Annotated in this window: 26 protein-coding genes; 8 read left to right on the plus strand and 18 right to left on the minus strand. The window is 69.8% G+C overall.

Annotated elements, in window-relative coordinates:
* Nucleotides 1-19 precede the first annotated feature (19 nt).
* Entirely contained in the window at nt 20-661 is a 642-nt protein-coding gene (locus AQJ67_RS36615) for an RsiG family protein (RefSeq protein ID WP_062723802.1), read from the minus strand.
* Between the two features lie 183 nt (nt 662-844).
* Between AQJ67_RS36615 and dtd the strand changes: the two genes are divergently transcribed.
* The gene (dtd, locus tag AQJ67_RS36620; RefSeq protein ID WP_062723803.1) at nt 845-1270 is read left to right on the plus strand and encodes a D-aminoacyl-tRNA deacylase; all 426 of its coding nucleotides are present in this window, start codon (nt 845-847) and stop codon (nt 1268-1270) included.
* 37 nt (nt 1271-1307) lie between these two features.
* Here the strand turns inward: dtd and ygfZ are convergent, their stop codons facing one another.
* The 6 genes from ygfZ to AQJ67_RS36650 all read right to left on the minus strand — a co-directional run bounded on the left by ygfZ (nt 1308) and on the right by AQJ67_RS36650 (nt 6114).
* Nucleotides 1308-2273 (minus strand): CAF17-like 4Fe-4S cluster assembly/insertion protein YgfZ, encoded by a 966-nt coding sequence (gene ygfZ / locus AQJ67_RS36625; protein ID WP_062723804.1) that lies wholly within the window; start codon nt 2271-2273, stop codon nt 1308-1310.
* A 10-nt stretch (nt 2274-2283) separates the two neighbouring features.
* Nucleotides 2284-2745 carry a Fur family transcriptional regulator gene (locus AQJ67_RS36630; RefSeq protein WP_062723805.1) on the minus strand — a complete coding sequence of 154 codons (462 nt, stop codon included), beginning with the start codon at nt 2743-2745 and terminating at the stop codon, nt 2284-2286.
* Nucleotides 2746-2777: 32 nt separating this feature from the next.
* Nucleotides 2778-3353 (minus strand): heme-binding beta-barrel domain-containing protein, encoded by a 576-nt coding sequence (locus AQJ67_RS36635; RefSeq protein ID WP_062723806.1) that lies wholly within the window; start codon nt 3351-3353, stop codon nt 2778-2780.
* Between the two features lie 228 nt (nt 3354-3581).
* Nucleotides 3582-4481 (minus strand): hypothetical protein, encoded by a 900-nt coding sequence (locus AQJ67_RS36640; protein ID WP_062723807.1) that lies wholly within the window; start codon nt 4479-4481, stop codon nt 3582-3584.
* Entirely contained in the window at nt 4478-5401 is a 924-nt protein-coding gene (locus AQJ67_RS36645; RefSeq protein ID WP_244190711.1) for a hypothetical protein, read from the minus strand. The genes AQJ67_RS36640 and AQJ67_RS36645 overlap by 4 nt, the downstream gene beginning before the upstream one ends.
* Nucleotides 5398-6114, minus strand: a complete 717-nt coding sequence (locus AQJ67_RS36650; RefSeq protein WP_062723808.1) for a hypothetical protein — start codon at nt 6112-6114, stop codon at nt 5398-5400. The genes AQJ67_RS36645 and AQJ67_RS36650 overlap by 4 nt, the downstream gene beginning before the upstream one ends.
* Nucleotides 6115-6234: 120 nt before the next feature.
* Here AQJ67_RS36650 and AQJ67_RS36655 point away from each other — a divergent pair, with 120 nt between their 5' ends.
* The gene (locus AQJ67_RS36655; RefSeq protein WP_062723809.1) at nt 6235-6597 is read left to right on the plus strand and encodes a DsrE family protein; all 363 of its coding nucleotides are present in this window, start codon (nt 6235-6237) and stop codon (nt 6595-6597) included.
* 31 nt (nt 6598-6628) lie between these two features.
* On the opposite strand, the gene AQJ67_RS36660 is transcribed toward AQJ67_RS36655, so the two are convergent.
* The 8 genes from AQJ67_RS36660 to AQJ67_RS36690 form a co-directional block, all read right to left on the minus strand.
* Nucleotides 6629-6892 carry a DUF3099 domain-containing protein gene (locus tag AQJ67_RS36660; protein ID WP_062723810.1) on the minus strand — a complete coding sequence of 88 codons (264 nt, stop codon included), beginning with the start codon at nt 6890-6892 and terminating at the stop codon, nt 6629-6631.
* Between the two features lie 95 nt (nt 6893-6987).
* Nucleotides 6988-7275: a DUF1416 domain-containing protein gene (locus AQJ67_RS36665; protein ID WP_062723811.1), complete on the minus strand. Its 288-nt coding sequence runs from the start codon at nt 7273-7275 to the stop codon at nt 6988-6990.
* Between the two features lie 60 nt (nt 7276-7335).
* Nucleotides 7336-8175: a sulfurtransferase gene (locus tag AQJ67_RS36670; protein WP_062723812.1), complete on the minus strand. Its 840-nt coding sequence runs from the start codon at nt 8173-8175 to the stop codon at nt 7336-7338.
* Nucleotides 8176-8301: 126 nt separating this feature from the next.
* Entirely contained in the window at nt 8302-8406 is a 105-nt protein-coding gene (locus AQJ67_RS50830) for a putative leader peptide (RefSeq protein WP_370260121.1), read from the minus strand.
* Nucleotides 8407-8621: 215 nt separating this feature from the next.
* Nucleotides 8622-9359 carry an LmeA family phospholipid-binding protein gene (locus AQJ67_RS36675; protein WP_062723813.1) on the minus strand — a complete coding sequence of 246 codons (738 nt, stop codon included), beginning with the start codon at nt 9357-9359 and terminating at the stop codon, nt 8622-8624.
* Nucleotides 9360-9594: 235 nt separating this feature from the next.
* Nucleotides 9595-10839: a hypothetical protein gene (locus AQJ67_RS36680; RefSeq protein WP_062723814.1), complete on the minus strand. Its 1245-nt coding sequence runs from the start codon at nt 10837-10839 to the stop codon at nt 9595-9597.
* 2 nt (nt 10840-10841) lie between these two features.
* On the minus strand, nt 10842-11096 hold the full coding sequence (locus AQJ67_RS36685) for a MoaD/ThiS family protein (protein WP_030052141.1): 255 nt from the start codon (nt 11094-11096) through the stop codon (nt 10842-10844).
* 37 nt (nt 11097-11133) lie between these two features.
* The gene (locus AQJ67_RS36690; RefSeq protein WP_079056402.1) at nt 11134-12033 is read right to left on the minus strand and encodes an alpha/beta hydrolase; all 900 of its coding nucleotides are present in this window, start codon (nt 12031-12033) and stop codon (nt 11134-11136) included.
* A 182-nt stretch (nt 12034-12215) separates the two neighbouring features.
* On the opposite strand from AQJ67_RS36690, the gene AQJ67_RS36695 reads away from it, so the two are divergent.
* The 6 genes from AQJ67_RS36695 to AQJ67_RS36720 all read left to right on the plus strand — a co-directional run bounded on the left by AQJ67_RS36695 (nt 12216) and on the right by AQJ67_RS36720 (nt 17851).
* The gene (locus AQJ67_RS36695) at nt 12216-12995 is read left to right on the plus strand and encodes a winged helix-turn-helix transcriptional regulator (RefSeq protein ID WP_062723816.1); all 780 of its coding nucleotides are present in this window, start codon (nt 12216-12218) and stop codon (nt 12993-12995) included.
* Between the two features lie 117 nt (nt 12996-13112).
* Nucleotides 13113-14135, plus strand: a complete 1023-nt coding sequence (locus AQJ67_RS36700; protein WP_079056403.1) for a LacI family DNA-binding transcriptional regulator — start codon at nt 13113-13115, stop codon at nt 14133-14135.
* A gap of 208 nt (nt 14136-14343) precedes the next feature.
* Complete coding sequence (locus AQJ67_RS36705; RefSeq protein ID WP_062723883.1) at nt 14344-15369, plus strand: S1C family serine protease; 1026 nt, start codon at nt 14344-14346, stop codon at nt 15367-15369.
* Nucleotides 15370-15401: 32 nt separating this feature from the next.
* Nucleotides 15402-15590, plus strand: a complete 189-nt coding sequence (locus AQJ67_RS36710; RefSeq protein WP_062723818.1) for a hypothetical protein — start codon at nt 15402-15404, stop codon at nt 15588-15590.
* Nucleotides 15591-15671: 81 nt separating this feature from the next.
* Nucleotides 15672-16409: a response regulator transcription factor gene (locus AQJ67_RS36715; RefSeq protein ID WP_062723819.1), complete on the plus strand. Its 738-nt coding sequence runs from the start codon at nt 15672-15674 to the stop codon at nt 16407-16409.
* The gene (locus AQJ67_RS36720; RefSeq protein WP_062723820.1) at nt 16406-17851 is read left to right on the plus strand and encodes a HAMP domain-containing sensor histidine kinase; all 1446 of its coding nucleotides are present in this window, start codon (nt 16406-16408) and stop codon (nt 17849-17851) included. The genes AQJ67_RS36715 and AQJ67_RS36720 overlap by 4 nt, the downstream gene beginning before the upstream one ends.
* On the opposite strand, the gene AQJ67_RS36725 is transcribed toward AQJ67_RS36720, so the two are convergent.
* Genes AQJ67_RS36725 through AQJ67_RS36735 form a run of 3 tightly spaced genes read right to left on the minus strand, consistent with a single transcriptional unit; the run spans nt 17826 to nt 19083 of the window.
* Nucleotides 17826-18053, minus strand: coding sequence for a DUF397 domain-containing protein (locus AQJ67_RS36725; RefSeq protein ID WP_062723821.1), 228 nt, complete (start codon nt 18051-18053; stop codon nt 17826-17828). The genes AQJ67_RS36720 and AQJ67_RS36725 overlap by 26 nt on opposite strands.
* Nucleotides 18050-18253: a DUF397 domain-containing protein gene (locus tag AQJ67_RS36730; RefSeq protein WP_062723822.1), complete on the minus strand. Its 204-nt coding sequence runs from the start codon at nt 18251-18253 to the stop codon at nt 18050-18052. The genes AQJ67_RS36725 and AQJ67_RS36730 overlap by 4 nt, the downstream gene beginning before the upstream one ends.
* Nucleotides 18250-19083 (minus strand): helix-turn-helix domain-containing protein, encoded by an 834-nt coding sequence (locus AQJ67_RS36735; RefSeq protein WP_062723823.1) that lies wholly within the window; start codon nt 19081-19083, stop codon nt 18250-18252. The genes AQJ67_RS36730 and AQJ67_RS36735 overlap by 4 nt, the downstream gene beginning before the upstream one ends.
* Nucleotides 19084-19316 lie beyond the last annotated feature (233 nt).

Consider the following 19316-nt stretch of genomic DNA (forward strand, 5'->3'; position numbering starts at 1 on the left):
CCCCTGTCGTTCGGCGGCGCTACGTCAGCAAGTCGTCCACCACGGCCTCACCCTCCCGGTACCGCCGCGTGATCTCCGCCCCGGACTCGTCCGCCGTCCGCTGCAACCGCTGTCGGCGTCGGGACACCTGCTGCTCGTACCCCACGAGCCTGGCCATCGCGGCGTCGAGTTCGACGTCCGTACGGGCCTCCAGGTCCGACAGTTCCACCTCGGCCAGCATCTCGGCCGCCAGCAGCCGGTACTCCTCGCTCTGGGGGGTGCCCAGCGTGACGTGGCGGGCGGAGGAGCGGTGCCGGGCCGGGGCGTCGGTGAGGATCTCCGGGAGGCGCTCCACGACGGACGCGGCGCCCGCGGGAGAGCGCCGCGCGAGCTCCGCGCGCAGGATGTCGATCCGCCCCTGCAGCAGCCGGCGTACATAACTCAGGTCCGCCTCGTCCCGCTGCGCGTCCCGCCGCAGGGTGCGCAGCTCGGGCAGACTGAGCACGGTCAGATCGGGCTCGGCCGGATCGGCGGGCAGCCGTGGATCCGCCCCCGGACCCGGATCGTCGGCGGTGCGTTGCGTGGGCGGCCTCAGTCCGGCCGGCTGGCCCGTGTGGCCCGTGTGGCTCGTGTGGCCCAACACGACAGCCCCAGGGGGCTGCCCGGTACTCGGTGTGCTCATATGCCTCTACCGTCCCCTCGACCGGCGTGTGGAAGCATGGTGCCATCCCAAGTGGCCCCTATGTGACCGAGTGCCCACGAACAGCCCCAGATGGGGGCTTAAGGATCAAAAAAGAGCCCCCCAAAGAAGCCCCGCGGAGGCCCCTTTACCTGCCGCTTCCCCCGCACGCGGCATGATGGCCGCATGCGAGCTGTGGTGCAGAGGGTGGACGGCGCGAGTGTCGTCGTGGATGACGAGACCGTCGGCGAGATCGCGGGCGAAGGTCTGTGCGTGCTCGTCGGTGTCACGCACGAGGACACCAAGGAGAAGGCCGCCCAACTCGCCCGCAAACTCTGGTCGATCCGCATGCTGAACGACGAGAAGTCGTGCAGCGACATCGACGCCCCGCTCCTCGTCATCAGCCAGTTCACCCTCTACGGCGACGCCCGCAAGGGCCGCCGGCCCACCTGGAACGCCGCCGCGCCCGGCGATGTCGCCGAGCCGCTCGTCGACGAGGTCGTCGCCCAACTCCGCGCCCTGGGCGCGACGGTGGCGACGGGACGGTTCGGTGCCAAGATGCGGGTGGGTCTGACGAACGACGGCCCGTTCACCGTGCTCCTGGAGATCTAGGCCCGCTCGCGCCCCCGACGGAGCCCGCGTCGCACGGCTACGGCTCCACGACCACTTCCTGCGCGGCCGCCGTCTCTCCGGCCAGGAGCCCCGCGTCCACCGGCACGTTCCGCTTGACCAGCGCCAGCGCGACCGGGCCCAGCTCGTGGTGCCGTACCGACGTCGTGATGAAACCGATCTTGCGGCCGTCGGGGCCCTCGTCGGCCGGACGGAGCTCTGTGCCGTGCGGGGGCAGGTGGACGTCGCTGCCGTCCAGGTGCAGGAAGACCAGGCGCCGCGGCGGCTTGCCGAGGTTCTGGACCCGGGCGACCGTCTCCTGGCCGCGGTAGCAGCCCTTCTGCAGGTGCACCGCGGTGCCGATCCAGCCCAGCTCGTGCGGGATGGTGCGGTGGTCGGTCTCGAAGCCGAGGCGCGGGCGGTGGTGCTCGACGCGCAGCGCCTCGTAGGCGAGGATGCCGGCCGCCGGGCCCGCCTTCTCGGCGTACGACTCCAGGTCGGCGCGCGGGAGGAACAGGTCACGGCCGTGCGCCGTCTCGCGTACGACGGCGCCCTCGGGCACCTCGGCGATGGACCCGGCGGGCAGGTGGACGACCGCGAACTCGGCGGTCCGGTCGGCGACTTCGACCTGGTAGAAGAACTTCATCGACTCCAGGTACGCGATCAGCGCGTCCTGGGTGCCGGGCTCGACATGGGCCCAGACCGTCGTGCCGTCGTCGACGAGATACAGCGCGTGCTCGATGTGGCCGTTCGCGGAGAGGATCAGCGCCTCGGTGGACTCGCCCACCGGGAGGTCGCTGACATGCTGGGTGAGCAGCAGATGCAGCCAGCTCAGCCGGTCCTGGCCGGTGACGGCGACGACTCCGCGGTGCGAGAGGTCGACGAAACCGGAGCCGTCGGCGAGCGCGCGCTGCTCGCGGAACAGATCGCCGTAGTGCGCGGCGACGCCTTCGTCCACGCCCTCGGCGGGCACGGCGCCGGGCAGGGTCAGCAGGGGGCTCTTCATATGCCTAAGCCTACGACTCGGTAGTTGAACTCTTCAGGGAGCTCTTGAGGGAGCTCTTCAGGGAGCAGTCCTTGCAGCGGCCGAAGATCGCGAAGTGCTTCATATCGGTCTCGAAGCCGAAGTCCCGGCTCAGTTTGGCCGTGAACTCCGCGGCCACCTGGACGTCCGCCTCGATGACTTTGTCGCAGTCCCGGCAGACCAGGTGGAGGTGGTGGTGGCGGTCGGCGAGGTGGTACGTCGGCGCACCGTGCCCGAGGTGGGCGTGGCTGACCAGCCCGAGTTCCTCCAGGAGCTCCAGGGTCCGGTACACGGTGGAAATGTTGACCCCCGACGCCGTCTTCCTCACTTCCACGAGGATGTCGTCGGGGGTCGCGTGCTCAAGGGTGTCCACGGCTTCGAGGACAAGCTGACGCTGCGGCGTCAGCCGGTAGCCGCGCTGCCTGAGGTCGCTCTTCCAGTCGGTGCTCACCACACCTGAAAGTCTAGAGCCACTCGGCCGGCTTCCTACTTGAAGAAGGCGATGCCGTCGTCCGGCATATCGTCCGGCAGGGCCTTGGCCCAGCGCTCGACCTCCTCCGGGGTGACGACCTTCTTCAGATGGGCCGACATGTAGGGGCGCAGCTCGACCTCGGGGGTCTGCTTCTCGCCGACCCACATCAGGTCGCTCTTGACGTAGCCGTACAGGCGCTTGCCGCCGGTGTACGGGCCGGAGGCGGCCGTGCGGGCCACCGCGTCCGTGACCAGGTCGATCTGCGGCTTCTTGTCGGCCAGCTCGCCGTACCAGATCTCGACGACACCGTCGTCGCGGACCATCGTCACCTCGACCTTGCGGTCGGCGTCGATCCGCCAGAAGCCGTGCTCGGACTCCAGCGGCTTCACCTTGTTGCCGTCGTTGTCCAGCACCCAGGTGTGCGAGCGGTACTCCAGGAAGTCCCGGCCGTCGTGCGTGAAGGCGACCTCCTGCCCGAAGTTGCACTTCTCGGAGCCGGGGAAGTCGTGCACGCCCGCGCCCGCCCAGTTGCCGAGCAGGAAGGCGAGGGGGACGAGGTCCTTGTGGAGGTCGGACGGGATCTCGATCATGAGGGGAAGTTCCTAGGTGTGGGTCAGCGCTGGCCCTGGTACAGCTTCTTCACGGTCAGCCCGGCGAAGGCGAGAACGCCGACGCAGACCAGGACCAGCAGGGCTTCGAAGAAGATCTCCACGGGGTGCTCCTCGATTGAGCGCGGGGAATGCTTTGCGTACACAGGGCCGGGCCCCAGCTTACGCGGCCGGGGCCGGGCCCTCTGTGTGAGGTAGGCCCTCGCGGGCTCAGCCGAGCAGCTGGCTCTGGAGCACCACCGTCTGCTGGAAGGGGACGGCCGCGGCGCCGCCCTTGCGGGACTGCACGACCAGTCCCAGCACGTCGCCCGAGACCAGATACGCCTGCCGGACCTGCTCGGCGCCGTACGGCTTGGCCTCGACGTAGGCGTAGTGCCGTACCTCGACGACCTCGGCGTCCGTGGGGAAGTCGTCGTCCGCGTGCACCTGGTCGGCGCCGCGCAGGGCGTAGGTGGGCGAGTCGTAGTTGGTGAGGTGGTCCTGCTGGAGCACGTCGGCCACCTGACCGGTCTGGAACTGCAGCAGGTAGATCCGGGTGTGCGTACCGTCCGGCGTGGTCCAGCCGCGGGCCGCGACGTGCCGCAGGGCGTAGTCGGTGAGCAGCTGGCGGAGGTCGTCCCGGTCCTCCTCCTGTTCGTACGCCGCCAGGAAGTCCTTCGTCGCCAGCCAGCCGTCGCGTCCGTTCAGCTCCTTGTCCGCCTCGGCGCCCGTGGGCGCCGGCAACAGCAGCTCGCGCAGGTCCGCGTGGTGGAGGGAGGCCGGGTTCTCCTCGGCGAACGGCTCCGGGCTGCCGGCCGGCAGCGGTGGCCTGGTGATCTCCGGGTACGTCCAGCGTCCGTCCGTCTCGGTCGCGAGACCGGGCACGTCCGTACGTTCCAGGCGCGTGATGCCGTACGCCGTGGAGGCGCCGACGGCGGCGAAGACGACGACGGCCGCGGTCCAACGCAGGGCGGCGCGCAGGACACGGCGGTCCTTCTTGGCAGCGGGAGGGGGAGGAGCAGAGGGAGCAGGGGGAGAAGCGGGAGTAGAGGGAACGGCCTGATCGACGTCCGGCTGCGGCCGTGTGTCTGCCACGGGCGCCGTCGTCATGGGCTGCTTGTGCTCGGTCATACGGCCTTCCCCGGTTCGTCGATGCGGTCGAGCTGTCGGGTGACGAACACCCCGATGCCGGCCATGTCGACCGGTCGGCTGCCCTCGGCCGTGAAGCTGATCAGCACGTCTCCCGAGTAGGCCGCGCAGAAGACCCGGTCGAGCTGCTGGTCGTCGCCCTTGGGTGTCAGGAAGCACTTGGCGTTCTTGTGGCCGTCGATCTCCGGCCCCTTGCGGAAGACGCCGAGGGCGGAGAAGAACCTGTTCTGGGACGTCGCGATGTCCCGTGCGGCGGCACGACTCTCCATCCGCGCGACGGCGACGCTGACGGAGAACGCCTCGCCGAAGTTGATCGCACGGCGGGTCGCGTAGACGTAGCTGCGCATCACCATGCTCTTGACGCTCTGCCTGTCGATCTCCTTCTCCAGCTGCCGGCGCTGGGTGCGGGGCAGGTCCTTGAGCGACTCCTTGCGCAGGGCGGTGGCCTGACGGCCGCTGAGCTCGACGTCCGGCCCGAACTCTCCGAGGTCGGGGCCACGGGTGTAGCTGTTCTCCCCGTACGGCAGCAGCAGCCCGCGCAGCCCAGGCGCCGCCTTCGCCGTCTCCTCCGCCTTGCCGGCGGCCGCTGACGGCTTGGAGAACTTCCAGGTCGGCCGGCCCGGGTCGCGGTCGGCGTCCTGGACGGTGACCACGGTGTAGCCGGCACCGGCGACGACGGCACCGACCAGCAGGACGGTCCCGGCGAGCGCGGCGAGACGCGAAGGGCGCGGCCGCTTCCGCTCGGAGGGCTGGGGACTCTCGGCCGTCTCAGCGCTCTGGCGACTCTCGGAGCCCTCGACGTTCTCGACGTTCTCGGCGCTCTCGGCGCTCTCGGCGCTCTCGGCGCTCTCGGTGTTCTCGGTGTTCTCGGTGTTCTGAGGGCTCTCAGGTGTCTCGGTCACAGCCGCTCCATCTGCCGCTTGGCGAGATCCATGATCTTCTCCTTGGAGATCGGCTTGGTGTCGAAGACCCAGACGTGCATCACGATGTCGCCGCGCCAGGCGTGGGCCTCGGCCGAGTACACCGGGAGGTAGCCGGCGTTCCGCTCCGGGGTGTCGTGCACGTACGCCATGCCGTCACCCGTGCCGGGGATGGGCCAGCTGCGGGTGTCGGCCTTCTCCTCGGCCCAGTAGTACGCGGTCTCGGCGTGGGTGCCGGCCGCCAGGGCCTCCTCCTGGCGGAACTGCGCCAGCTCGATCTCGACGTTGTGGGTGGTGCCCACCCGCCAGCTCGTCACGGCGGCACGGCGGAACTCGTCGTCGACGAGATCGCTGAACATCTCGCCCGGCTCCTCGTAGCCGCCCGCATAGCCGGCGAGGTCCAACCAGCCGTCGCTGCCGGCCGGGATCAGGGGATCCCGCGCACCCTTCGGCCGCTGGAGCAGCAGCTCGCGCAGATCACCGTCGGTCCTCAGCCGGCGGTCCTCGGCGGCGGACAGCGGCTCGGCCACGCCCTTGGCCCGCTCGACCACGGGCTGGGAGAGGGGCGGCAGCTTCGTGGGCCGGCGTTCGGCCTGCACCAGGTAACCGGCACAGGTCCCGGCGACGAGCCCGAGCACGACGGCCCCGGCGATCAGCAGCGCCGTACGCCCACGCGGCCGGGGCCGCACAGCCATTTCTTCAGGTACATCCAAGACGTCCCCCCACGGAACGTGAAGTGCGCATTCCGTATGCGCGCGCACAGGAGACCCGTGGCCAACGCTTCAGGTTGTAAGGGAGTTGATTACGATTCGGCCATGGCGAAGAAGCTGGTGATCAAGGTGACGGCGGGGGCCGATGCCCCCGAACGCTGCTCCCAGGCGTTCACGGTCGCGGCGGTGGCCGTGGCCAGCGGCGTCGACGTCTCCGTATGGCTGACCGGCGAGTCCGCGTGGTTCGCCCTGCCGGGCCGCGCCGCCGAGTTCGAACTCCCCCACGCGGCCCCGCTCCCCGACCTGATCGACGCGGTCCTCGCGAGCGGCCGCCTCACCCTGTGCACCCAGTGCGCGGCCCGCCGGGACATCACGGAGAAGGACGTCCTGGAGGGCGTACGGATCGCGGGAGCGCAGGTGTTCGTGCAGGAGGCGCTGGCCGACGAGACGCAGGCGCTCGTCTACTGAGACACCCGGGCCACGCGGTGAGGTCGCGCGCTCACTGGCGCGGACGCTTCTTCCCGTCCAGCTCGTCCCACCACTCGTCGGACTTCGGGTCCCCGGACGGGTCGTCCCACCAGCGGTCCTCCGGCCCCCGCCGGTTGGCGACCATCGCGGCCAGCGGCGGAATGACCATGGCCACCACACACATCCCCACGGCCACCGGCATCGACCAGAGCCGTACGACCCCCCAGGCCAGGACGAAGAGCGTGACGCAGGTCCCCATCATGGCGAAGTAGACGTGCCGTCGCCGTGCGTACATACGTCCAGGGTAGGTCCGGGTCCGTACACGCCGAAGGGCCGTACCCCGGGTGTCCAACCCGTGGGGTACGGCCCTTCGGCCGGTCAGGGCGTCGTTCAGACCGTGATGGCCACCTCGGCCAGGCCGCCCTGCTGGGCGACGACCGTGCGGTCGGCGGTGCCGCCGGGGACCAGCGCGCGTACGGTCCAGGTGCCCTCGGCCGCGTAGAAGCGGAACTGGCCCGTGGCGGAGGTGGGGACCTCCGCGGTGAACTCGCCGGTCGAGTCCAGCAGTCGGACGTAACCGACCACGGGCTCGCCGTCCTTCGTCACCTGGCCCTGGATCGTGGTCTCACCGGGCTTGATCGTCGAGGCGTCGGGGCCGCCGGCCTTCGCTCCACACATGTCTTTCTCCAAGAGGGGTCTGACCGGAATCGAAGGCCGGTCGGGATGGAAGAGGTTTGCTTACTTGTTGGCGCCGAGCTCGATCGGAACGCCGACGAGCGAGCCGTACTCGGTCCAGGAGCCGTCGTAGTTCTTGACGTTCTCCACACCGAGCAGCTCGTGCAGCACGAACCAGGTCAGCGCGGAGCGCTCGCCGATACGGCAGTAGGCGATGGTGTCCTTCGCCAGGTCGACCTGCTCCTCGGCGTAGAGCTCCTTGAGCTCGTCGTCCGACTTGAAGGTGCCGTCGTCGTTGGCGTTCTTCGACCACGGGATGTTGCGCGCGGACGGGACGTGACCCGGGCGCTGCGACTGCTCCTGCGGGAGGTGGGCCGGGGCGAGCAGCTTGCCGCTGAACTCGTCGGGCGAACGGACGTCGACCAGGTTCTGCGAGCCGATCGCGGCGACGACGTCGTCACGGAAGGCGCGGATGGCCGTGTTCTGCGGCTTGGCCTTGTAGACGGTCTCGGCGCGCTCCGGGACCTCCTCGACCAGCTCGCGGGCGTCCAGCTCCCACTTCTTGCGGCCGCCGTCGAGAAGCTTGACGTTCTCGTGGCCGTAGAGCTTGAAGTACCAGTAGGCGTACGACGCGAACCAGTTGTTGTTGCCGCCGTAGAGGATCACCAGGGTGTCGTTGGCGATGCCCTTGGCCGACAGGAGCTTCTCGAAGCCCTCCTGGTCGACGAAGTCGCGGCGGACCGGGTCCTGGAGGTCCTTGGTCCAGTCGATACGGATCGCGTTGCGGATGTGGTTCTTCTCGTAGGCGGACGTGTCTTCGTCCACCTCCACGATCGCGATGCTGGGGTTGTCCAGGTTCTCCTGGACCCAGTCGGCGTCGACGAGGACGTCGCTGCGGCTCATGCTCTTCTCTCCTCCGGGGCAGTTGCGGCGGGGCGTGCGAGTGCGAGGGGGTGCGTGCTCGGGCCGAGACGACGCACCTGTGCCCTGGTCAGGGCAGCGGGGAAACGCAGAAGTCGGAGCTTCCGCTCAGAAGGGGCGACAGAGCATGGCGGCAACGCGGCAGAGGTCTACTGCCCGCCGCTTCGTGAGATCCGCCTGTCGCTTCATGGGCTCGATCGTAGGGACGGACATGCGGGCGTGTCACCGGTGTGTCGTATTCTGAGACGAGATTGTCCGCGATGTGGGATCGAAAGGCCCTCAGGGCTGGTGCCGCACGGCTTCCGGGCGGATGTATCGACGGTCACATCTACGGTACGGACGGCGCCGTCTCGCCCATTGGACACGGGCCATTCGGGCACAGAGGAGCCCCTTCAAGGCCCCTCAAGGCCCTCGCGGTCGCTGCCGTACTACCCCGCGAGCCGGACGTTCGAACCCCGCACCGTGATCTCGACGCCGTTCTTCGCCGCCTGGACCTTGTCGAGCTGGATGCCGCCGGGCAGACCGTCGATCTTCTGCTCGAAGTCGGTGATCGCGCGGGCCCGGTTCTCGGCGATGTCGGCGCCGCCGAAGCTGGGCAGGGTGTCGGCGTGCACCTTCACGATGTCGCCCTCGGTGGTGACCGAGCTGAGGACGTAGACCGGGTTCGGCAGCTTGGTGCCGAGGACGGTGGCCTCGACGGCGACCTTGATCTTGCCGTTGCCGCCGTCCGACAGCCCGATGACGCTGGCGGTGACGCCGGGCGCGACCTCGGTGGGCTCGGACTTGGCGGTCTTCAGCAGCTCGGCGTAGGTGATGGACGCGGTGCCGGTGGCGGCGGCGGCGGTGGCAGAGCTGTAGTCGCCGGAGAACTCGACGCCCTTCATGTTCGCCGTGAGGTCGTCGATCCGGATCGTCTTGCCGTCGGTGCCGGTGGCGGCCTCGTAGTCCTTGATCCCGACCTCGACGTCGTCCAGCGAGCCGCTCGCGACCTGGGTGAGGAACGGGAAGCCCTTGATGGTGACGTCCGGCGCGGCGGCCAGGTTCTCGGAGGACTGCAGCTTCCCGGCCGCCTCGTCCTCGGCGAAGCCCACGGCGAGTCGGTCGGCCAGCACGAAGAGGCCACCCAGGATCACGACGGTTATCAGCAGTATCCGCAGGGCTCGCATGTTGTGGTGTTCCCCCACCTCAGAGTCGTCAACGAGGACGAGAGTAACTCTGACAGCAGGCCATCTTCCTCGCCCCCGCCGCCCCTACCCGTCCCATCCTTCTGGGGCTCCGCCCCAGACCCCGCTCCTCAAACGCCGGAGGGGCTAGATTTTCAGCCCGTCCGGCGTTTGAGGACGAGGCCCGGAGGGCCGATCAGGGGGGTCTGGGGGCGCAGCCCCCAGGGATGGGACTGGGTCAGGTCAGCGCGCGGCCCAGTACGTACACCGCCGGCGCCGCGGCCGCCAACGGCAGCGCGACCCCCGCCGTGAAGTGCACGAACCGCGACGGATAGTCGTAGCTGGCGACCCGATGCCCGACCAGCGCGCACACCGCGGCCCCGGCCCCGAGCACCGCCCCACCGGACACCCCGGCCACGGCACCGGCCACACCACCCGCACCGGCCCCGGCAAGCAGAGCGACCGCCACAGAGGCCACCGTCGGCAACGGCAGCGCACGCACCAGCACCGCGACGGCGACCGCCACCGCCCCCACGGTCACCGCATCCGCGTCGGCCGCGAGATAGCCCCCCGCGACGATCGCCAGGGCCGCCGAGACCACCGTCGCCATCAGCCCGTACATCCGCTCGTCCGGGTCGGCGTGCGAGCGGAGCTGCAGGACCAGCGTCAGCAGCACCCAGACCCCCAGCGTGCCGAGGATCGCCGCAGGAGCCCGGTCGGCCACCAGCAACGCCACGTCCGCCGTCAGCGCCCCCGCGAAGGCCAGCGCGATGCCCTGCCGGGCGGGCCACATGCCGTTCAGCCGGAACCAGCCCGCCGCCGTCACGGCCTGGAGGAGGACGAGCGGGACGAGAAGGGCGTACGACCCGATGGCCGCCGCGCCCGAGAGCAGCAGCCCCAGCAGCGCCGTGAGCCCGGCCGGCTGGATCCCCGGCTCGATGATCGGCGAACGGCCCTCCAGCCGGGCCCGCTGGGCGTCCGTGATGCGGGAGTTCCCGGCGACGGTCGAGGGACCGTACCCAGGGTCGTCACCCGACTCGGGGTCCCTTTCCGCCTGGGAGCGCTGAGCAGGGGCGGCCGGGGCAGGGGCAGAGGCCTGCTGGGCGTAGGCCTGCGGCTGAGCGTGACCGGGCTGGGCCTGGGCGTAGGCCTGGGGGTGGGCTTGGGCGTGCGGGTGGGCCTGGCCCTGCGGCGCGCCGCCCCACCCCTGCCCGGTCTCGTCGTACCCCGCGTACGCGCCCGCGGCTGGGACACCCGCGCCCTGCGACGGCAGATAGGCCGTCTCCGCGGCCGAGGCCGGCGGCACCGGCGGCTGCACCTGGGTCTCCCAGGTCTGCCCCTGCCACTGCTGGGTGTGCTGCTGGGTGTGCTGCTGGGCGGCCTGCTGGTCGTCGTACGCCTGCTGTCCGGGCCACCCCTGCTGCGGCGCGGGCTGCTGGTACGGGTCGTATCCGTCGTACCCCTGATACGGCTGGTCGGTCATCGTCACCCTCCTGCGAACGGCGGGAGCACCTCGACCGTGCCGCCGTCGGCCAGCCGTACCGTCTCATGTTCGCGGGTGCCCACGGGGTCACCGTCGACGAGGAACGAGCATCGCTGCAGGACGCGCACGAGTTCACCGGGGTGTCGCTCGCGGGCGGCGTCGAGCGCCTCGGCGAGCGTGGCCGCGTCGAACGGCTCCTCGGCGATCCCGGCCGCGGCCTTCGCGGCGGCCCAGTAGCGCACCGTGACCTTTGGCATGCGGTTCCTCTGTCGGTCGGCTGTGTACCCCGTCAGGCTAGCCGCCCTGTGCGCCGGCCCAGTCTCCGATGCGGGCCAGCAGCTTGTCGTCGGCCGCGTGCTCGGCGTGGCCCATGCCGGGCTCCAGCCAGAGTTCCCCGTGGCCACCGGCCGCCTCGGCCAGCATGCGGGGGTGGTCGAGGGGGAAGTAGCCGTCGCGGTCGCCGTGCACGATCAGCAGCGGGGTGGGCGCGATACGCGGCACCGCCTCCACCGGAGAGAGGGGCACCGGGTTCCACTCACGGTGGTGAATGCGCGTACGGAATCCGTAGCGACCCACCAGTCGGCCCTCGGGCCGGGTCACCAGCCAGTGGAGTTTCCGCATCGGAGCCGTGCCCCGGTAGTACCAGCGGGCCGGCGCGCTCACCGAGACCACCACGTCCGTGTGCGCCCCGGCGCGCCCCTCACACCCCTCATACCCCTCACACCCCTCACGCTCCTCCCCCTCCGGCCGGTACAGCGCCGCGTGCCGCAGTACCACCGAGCCGCCCATGGAGAAGCCGACGGTCACCACGCGCGTGTGCCCGAGTTCGCGGGCCCAGCGCACCGCGGCCGCCAGGTCGAGCACCTCGCGGTCCCCGACGGTCGACCGTCCACCCGATGCTCCGTGCCCGCGGAAGGAGAAGGTGACGACGGCCCCGTACCGGGTGAAGGCCTCCACCACCCGTCGTACATGCGGCCGGTCCACATCGCCCGTGAAGCCATGGGCGACGACGAACACCAGGTCACCGGCAGGTGGACGCGAGGAGTCGTATACAACCGCGGCCGGGTCGTATACGGAATCGACGCTCACGCCGTCGCCGGTGTGCAGAAACGTCCGCAAAGGTGTACGTCTGGTTGTCTCAGAGTGCGGACGAACCGTGGATCGTGCCACATGACCTGCCGGACCGTTGCTCATGTCGGCTATTCTGCTGGGCAGAGGACTCGGGCAGCGTAGCCCCCGGGTCCTTTTGTGCTTTCGGAAGCGTTGTATACGGCGCGGGAAACCTCAGGTGACCGCCGGTGTACGGGGCCTTTCGGGATCGCAGAGCAGTTCCGTACCGCACACGTCCTCGCAGGGACCGAGGAGGAACCAGACGTATGAGTTCTCTGCTGCTCCTGACCAATGCCCTCCAGCCGTCGACGGAGGTGCTCCCCGCACTCGGCCTTCTGCTGCACAACGTGCGCGTGGCTCCGGCGGAAGGCCCGGCGCTCGTCGACACCCCGGGTGCCGACGTCATCCTGATCGACGGCCGCCGCGACCTCCCACAGGTGCGCAGCCTGTGCCAGCTCCTGCGCTCGACCGGCCCCGGCTGTCCGCTCGTCCTCGTCGTCACCGAGGGCGGCCTCGCCGCCGTCACCGCCGACTGGGGCATCGACGACGTCCTTCTCGACACCGCCGGTCCGGCCGAGGTCGAGGCGCGGCTGCGGCTGGCCATGGGCCGGCAGCAGATCGTCAGCGACGACTCCCCCATGGAGATCCGCAACGGCGACCTGTCGGTGGACGAGGCGACGTACAGCGCCAAGCTCAAGGGGCGCGTCCTCGACCTCACCTTCAAGGAGTTCGAGCTCCTCAAGTACCTCGCCCAGCACCCGGGCCGCGTCTTCACGCGCGCGCAGCTGCTCCAGGAGGTCTGGGGCTACGACTACTTCGGCGGCACCAGGACGGTCGACGTCCACGTACGACGGCTGCGCGCCAAGCTCGGCCCCGAGCACGAGTCACTCATCGGAACCGTCCGGAACGTCGGTTATCGATTCGTTACTCCCGAGAAGGCCGATCGCACCGCCGACGAAGCCAAGGCCAAGGCTGACCGGGCAAAGTCGGCGGATGCGGACGAGACGGCCGCCCTGGACGGCGCCGAGGTCCGTGCCGACGCCTAGCCGGCGCTCGGGCAGGGCGCACAGGGCGTCGCGTGGGTACGGAAGAGTGACGGCCCGGCGCCAGGCAAGCGCCTTCACGCCCTGCCCAGAGCAGGTCCATCCGCGTAGACTCCGCGCGTGGCCAAGGTGACTCGGGATGACGTGGCGCGGCTGGCAGGGACTTCCACTGCCGTCGTCAGTTACGTCATCAACAACGGACCCCGGCCGGTCGCCCCGGCCACGCGCGAGCGTGTCCTCGCCGCGATCAAGGAACTGGGGTACCGGCCCGACCGGGTCGCCCAGGCGATGGCCTCGCGGCGCACGGACCTCATAGGCCTGATCGTGCCGGACGCCCGCCAGCCCTTCTTCGGCGAGATGGCACACGCGGTCGAGTGGGCCGCCGCCGAGCGCGGAAAGATGGTCCTCGTCGGCAACTCCGACTACGTCGGCGAGCGCGAGGTCCACTATCTGCGGGCGTTCCTCGGCATGCGCGTCTCCGGACTCATCCTCGTCTCGCACGCCCTGAACGACCTGGCCGCCGCCGAGATCGAGGCCTGGGACGCCCGGGTCGTCCTGCTGCACGAGCGGCCCGAGGCCATCGACGACGTCGCCGTCGTCACCGACGACCTGGGCGGCGCGCAGCTCGCCGTACGGCATCTGCTGGAGCACGGCTACGAGTACGTCGCCTGTGTGGGCGGCACCGCCGAGACGCCGGCGGTCGGCGACCCCGTCTCCGACCACGTCGAGGGCTGGCGGCGTGCGATGTCCGAGGCCGGGATCCCCACGGAGGGGCGGCTGTTCGAGGCGCCGTACAACCGTTACGACGCGTATCGGGTAGCGCTGGAGATTCTCTCCGGGCCGAGGCGGCCGCCCGCGATCTTCTGTTCGACGGACGACCAGGCCATCGGTGTGCTGCGGGCCGCGCGGGAGCTGCGGCTGGATGTGCCGGGGGAGTTGGCTGTCGCCGGGTTCGACGACATCAAGGAGGCGGCGTTGACGGATCCGCCGCTGACGACGGTTGCCTCGGACCGGTCGGCCATGGCTCGGGCCGCGGTGGATCTTGTGCTGGATGAAGGGTTGCGGGTGGCGGGGTCTCGGCGGGAGCGGTTGAAGGTGTTTCCGTCGAGGCTTGTCGTCCGACGGTCGTGCGGGTGTGCGTAGCGCTCCGCTGGTTGAGCCGTCATTCGTCTGACGGTTGTGTGTGGTTGCTCGCGCAGTTCCCCGCGCCCCTTGGTTGGCTGCATGAAGCCTTTCTGAGAAGCCTCGGCCAGCCGCCCTGAACGGCCTTTACATCGGGCATACGGCCTTCTGCCGGGCTTCTCAGGCGGTGCTCAGGAAGCTCTCATGGTCGGGCGACATGCTCATTTCCATGACCGAGAGCTTCCGCCGCAGCGGCGAACACGACAACCCGTACCAGGGCGCTCCCGTGAACCCGGAGTGGCCGCCCCCGCCGGCGTACCAGCCGACGGCACCGACCGCTCTTCTCACCGAGCCGGTCGCCCAGCGGCCGAGGGCGCGGCGGCCTCGTGGTCCCGTCGCCCTGATCGCCGCCGTGGCGATCGTCGCCGCCGCGATCGGGGGCGGCACGGCGTACGGCATACAGGAGCTGACCGGCAACGACACCGTCGCGACCTCCAGCTCCACCAGTACCAACGTCGTTCCCTCCAGCCAGAAGGGCACGGTCTCCGGGGTCGCCAAGGCGGTCAGCCCGAGCATCGTCGAGATCAACGCGACCTCGAACGCCGGGTCCTCCACCGGCTCCGGCGTGGTCATCACCAGTGACGGCGAGATCGTCACCAACAACCACGTCGTCTCCGGCGCCACCTCGGTCAAGGTGAGGACCAGCGACGGCAAGGAGTACGCCGCCGAGGTCGTCGGCACCGACAGCAGCAAGGACCTCGCGCTGATCAAGCTCCAGAACGCCTCCGGGCTGACGGTGGCCACGCTCGGCGACTCCTCCGGCGTCCAGGTCGGCGACGAGGTCGTGGCGATCGGCTCCCCCGAGGGCCTGACCGGCACCGTCACCAGCGGCATCGTGTCCGCGCTCAACCGGGACGTGACCGTCTCGACGGACGAGAGCCAAGGTCAGCAGCAGCAACAGCAGCAGGGCGGCGGCGGTTGGCCGTTCGAGTTCGGTGGCCAGCAGTTCAACGGCGACACCGGTTCGTCGACGACGACGTACAAGGCGATCCAGACGGACGCGTCCCTGAACCCCGGCAACTCCGGCGGCGCGCTGATCGACATGAACGGCAACATCATCGGCATCAACTCCGCGATGTACTCGGCCGCCGGCTCGGGTTCGTCCGACGCGGGCAGCGTGGGCCTCGGCTTCGCCATCCCGATCAACACCGTCAAGTCCGACCTGGCGAAGCTGCGGTCGGGTTCGCAGACCTGACTTCGTAGCGGCCCGAGCTGAAGGAGTACGTCATGATCCAGCAGGTTGAGCACACCTCGACCGGTGCCGGCGCGGCCGACATCGCCCTCGCCCTGGCCGTCGCCGGTGCCCTGCACGCGCCCACGGCCCCGTCCCGGGCGCCGGAGCTGGCGACCGCCCGCCTGAGCGCCGGCCGCAGGACCGCCGCCGCCCGCGGCCGCCGCCGTACCGTACGAGGCTGAGCAGGCCGAGAATCATGCGACGCTGAAGGCGTTCGTCCGCTCAGCCCCCTCCGTCCACCGCACCCCGAGGATCCCGAGCCCATGAGCCCCGCCGATGGCGACCGTGACCCCCAGCGCATCCTGATCGTCGACGACGAGCCGGCGGTGCGTGAAGCACTCCAGCGCAGCCTCGCCTTCGAGGGATACGACACCGAGGTCGCGGTCGACGGCGCCGACGCCCTGGAGAAGGCGACGGCCTACCGTCCCGACCTGGTGGTCCTCGACATCCAGATGCCCCGCATGGACGGCCTGACGGCTGCCCGTCGTATCCGCGGCGCGGGCGACACGACCCCGATCCTCATGCTCACCGCCCGCGACACGGTCGGCGACCGCGTGACGGGCCTGGACGCGGGGGCGGACGACTACCTGGTCAAGCCCTTCGAACTGGACGAGCTCTTCGCCCGGGTCCGCGCGCTGCTGCGGCGCAGCTCGTACGCGGCGGCGGCCGGCGCGGGCGCGGTGGAGGACGACGAGGCGCTGACCTTCGCCGACCTGCGCATGGACCTCGCGACACGGGAGGTCACGCGGGGCGGGCGGCCGGTGGAGCTGACCCGTACGGAGTTCACGCTGCTGGAGATGTTCATGGCGCATCCGCGCCAGGTGCTGACGCGTGAGCAGATCCTGAAGGCCGTCTGGGGCTTCGACTTCGAGCCGTCGTCCAACTCCCTCGACGTGTACGTCATGTACCTGCGCCGCAAGACCGAGGCGGGCGGCGAGCCGCGGCTCGTGCACACGGTCCGGGGCGTGGGGTATGTGCTGCGGCAGGGCGGGGCGGAGTGAACAGAGTTCTGCGCCGGTTCCGCTCCCTGCCCATCCGGTCACGGCTGGCGCTGCTGGTGGCGGCGGCGGTGGCGTTCGCGGTGGCGGCGGTTTCGGTGACGTGTTGGTTCATCGTGCAGGGCAAGCTGTACGAGCAGGTGGACGAGGACCTGAAGAGGGTCGCGGCCATCAAAGGGCCGCAGCAGATCGCGCAGATCGGGGACGCGTACACCGAGTGCACCCAGACTCCGCAGCAGACACTCAACAACTTCCGTACCACCTACTCACAGGTGGTCAAGGCTGACGGAACCCCCTGCCTCCTCCCGAACTCGCTGGGTGTCGTCAACGTCACGCAGTCCGACCAGGACGCGATCAAGAGGGGTGGCGACGGCTTCTTCCGCAACGGCACCAATGAGGACGGCGACGACCTACGTGTCCTGACGTTCCCCATCACCCTCAGGGACTCGGTCACCGGGGCCGAGTCGGACGCCGCCCTCGTGGTGGGCGTATCCCTGAAGGGCACCCAGGCCACCCTCAACGACCTCGCCCTGATCCTCCTCCTCGTCTCCGGCATCGGAGTCGTCGGCGCCGGAGCAGCCGGCCTCGCAGTAGCCCGCGCCGGGCTCCGCCCCGTCGACAAGCTGACCGAGGCCGTCGAACACGTAGCCCGTACCGAGGACCTGAGCGTCCGGATCCCGGTGGAGGACGAGAGCGAGGACGAGGTAGCCCGTCTCTCCCGCTCCTTCAACTCCATGACCTCCGCCCTGACCATCTCCCGCGAACTCCAGCAGCAACTCATCGCCGACGCCGGCCACGAGCTCCGCACCCCGCTCACCTCCCTGCGCACGAACATCGAACTCCTCACCCGCAGCGAGGAGACGGGCCGCCCCATCCCCGAGGCCGACCGCAAGGCGCTCCTCGCCTCCGTCAAGGCCCAGGTGACCGAACTGGCTTCCCTGATCGGCGACTTGCAGGAGCTGTCCCGCTCGGAGGGCCAGCGCGGTGAACGCGTCCAGGTGGTCTCCCTGGAGGACACGGTGGAGTCGGCGTTGCGCCGAGCCCGCCTCCGGGGCCCGGAACTGACGATCACGGCCGACCTCCAGCCCTGGTACGTCCGCGCGGAACCGGCGGCACTGGAGCGGGCGGTCGTCAACGTCCTCGACAACGCGGTGAAGTTCAGCCCCGAGGGCAGCACGATCGAGGTCGCCCTGCACGACGGCACCCTCACCGTCCGCGACCACGGCCCCGGCATCCCCGCCGACGAACTCCCCCACGTCTTCGACCGCTTCTGGCGCTCACCGAGTGCGCGGGCCCTGCCGGGCTCGGGACTGGGGCTTTCCATCGTGGCGCGTACGGTCGAGCAGGCGGGCGGTCAGGTGACGCTGGCGCGGGCGGAAGGTGGGGGGACGGTGGCTACGGTGCGGTTGCCGGGGGCGGCTACTCCTCCGCCGGAGGCGGTGTAAAGGGCTCAGCTCCGAGTTTGACGCCCCCGACGAACATCCCCCAGGCCGAGGCCCCGAAGATCAGGGGGCGGGTCGTCGGGGTTTTGCTGTCACGGACGGGGACGAGGCCGGGGTGGCCGTCGGCGACCTCGACGCAGTCGTTGGCTGCCCCGAAGCTGTAGGACGACTTGCGCCACACGGCGGTGCTGAGGTCGGGGGTCACGCTGTCTCCTTCACGCCGTGCACGAAGGCGGACCAGGAGGACGCCGCGAAGAGCAGCACCTGGCCTGCGGGGACCTTGCTGTCGCGGACGGGGACTATGCCGGGGTGGCCGTCGGCGACCTCGACGCAGTTCGTCTGTCCCCCGTCGCTGTACGACGACTTGCGCCACAAGGCCGCGCTGAGGTCGGGGATCCGCTTCATGCTCTGCACTCCTCCAGAAGGCGCTTGATGAACGCCGTCGACTCCACCGGAGTCAGCGCCGCATCCCTGACCAGATCGTAGGACAAACGGAAGGACAGAACCTTGTCCGGATGGTCGACCACCTCGCCGAAGCCGTTGCCTTCCACGTAGGCAACAGGGTCGCCGGTCCGCTGCCAGAACAGCGAGAGATGGCTGTCCATGAGGTCGTGCCCACCGGCAGTGAAAGGCAGTACCTGAAGCACGACGTTCGGCAGTTCCGCCGCCTCCAGCAGATGGGACAACTGATCCGCCCACACCTTCGCGTTGGGAACCGGCCGCCGCAGCGCTCCCTCGTCCAGGATCACGCGGACATTCGGCGCGGGATCGCGGTACAGCAACTCCTGCCGCCCCATGCGCAACGCCACCTGCTCTTCGACTTCTTCACCGTTGCCAGCCGTTGTCTGGGCTCCAGACAACCCTGACAACACCGCGCGCGCATAGTCCTCGGTCTGCAACAAACCCGGCACTCGCAGCTGGAACAGCCACATGACGCGAGCGGTCGCCTCCAGTTCCATGAACCCCTTGTACTTGTCCTTGATGACGTCCTTGCGCGCATCACGCCACAGGCGAACCAGCAGGTCACCGGTCCCGTAGTACGCGTCCAGGTCCTCCATGACCGCCACCTTGGACAGCCGTTGTCCCGACTCCAGACGGCTCAAATAACTCTTGTCGTAGCCGGTCTCGTCGGCCAGTTGCCCCAGCGACTTACCCGCCTTCTCCCGAAGGTCCTTCAACGTTCGTCCCAGCCTGTCCCGCCCCGACTCCCGCTCCCCGTCAACAACTTCGCCCACGTCACCCCTCCCCGTTGCCTGGCGCCCCAGACAACACCGAACCTCTTCCGCAGAGTACGCCGCACCTGTGACGATCAGGGCACGAACGGTAATCACCGCTCGTCAGACCCCAGCCATGCCAAAACCCCCGCGGCCGATTCGCACTCGGCCCGGGGGCGTGGCCGACGCGTAGAACCCAAGGAGCACCGGCATGCGCGAACGTACCGCCCGACTCGTGAAACCGCTACTGACCG

Origin of the sequence: Streptomyces caeruleatus, from assembly GCF_001514235.1 — a bacterium.
Taxonomy (GTDB): Bacteria; Actinomycetota; Actinomycetes; order Streptomycetales; family Streptomycetaceae; genus Streptomyces; species Streptomyces caeruleatus.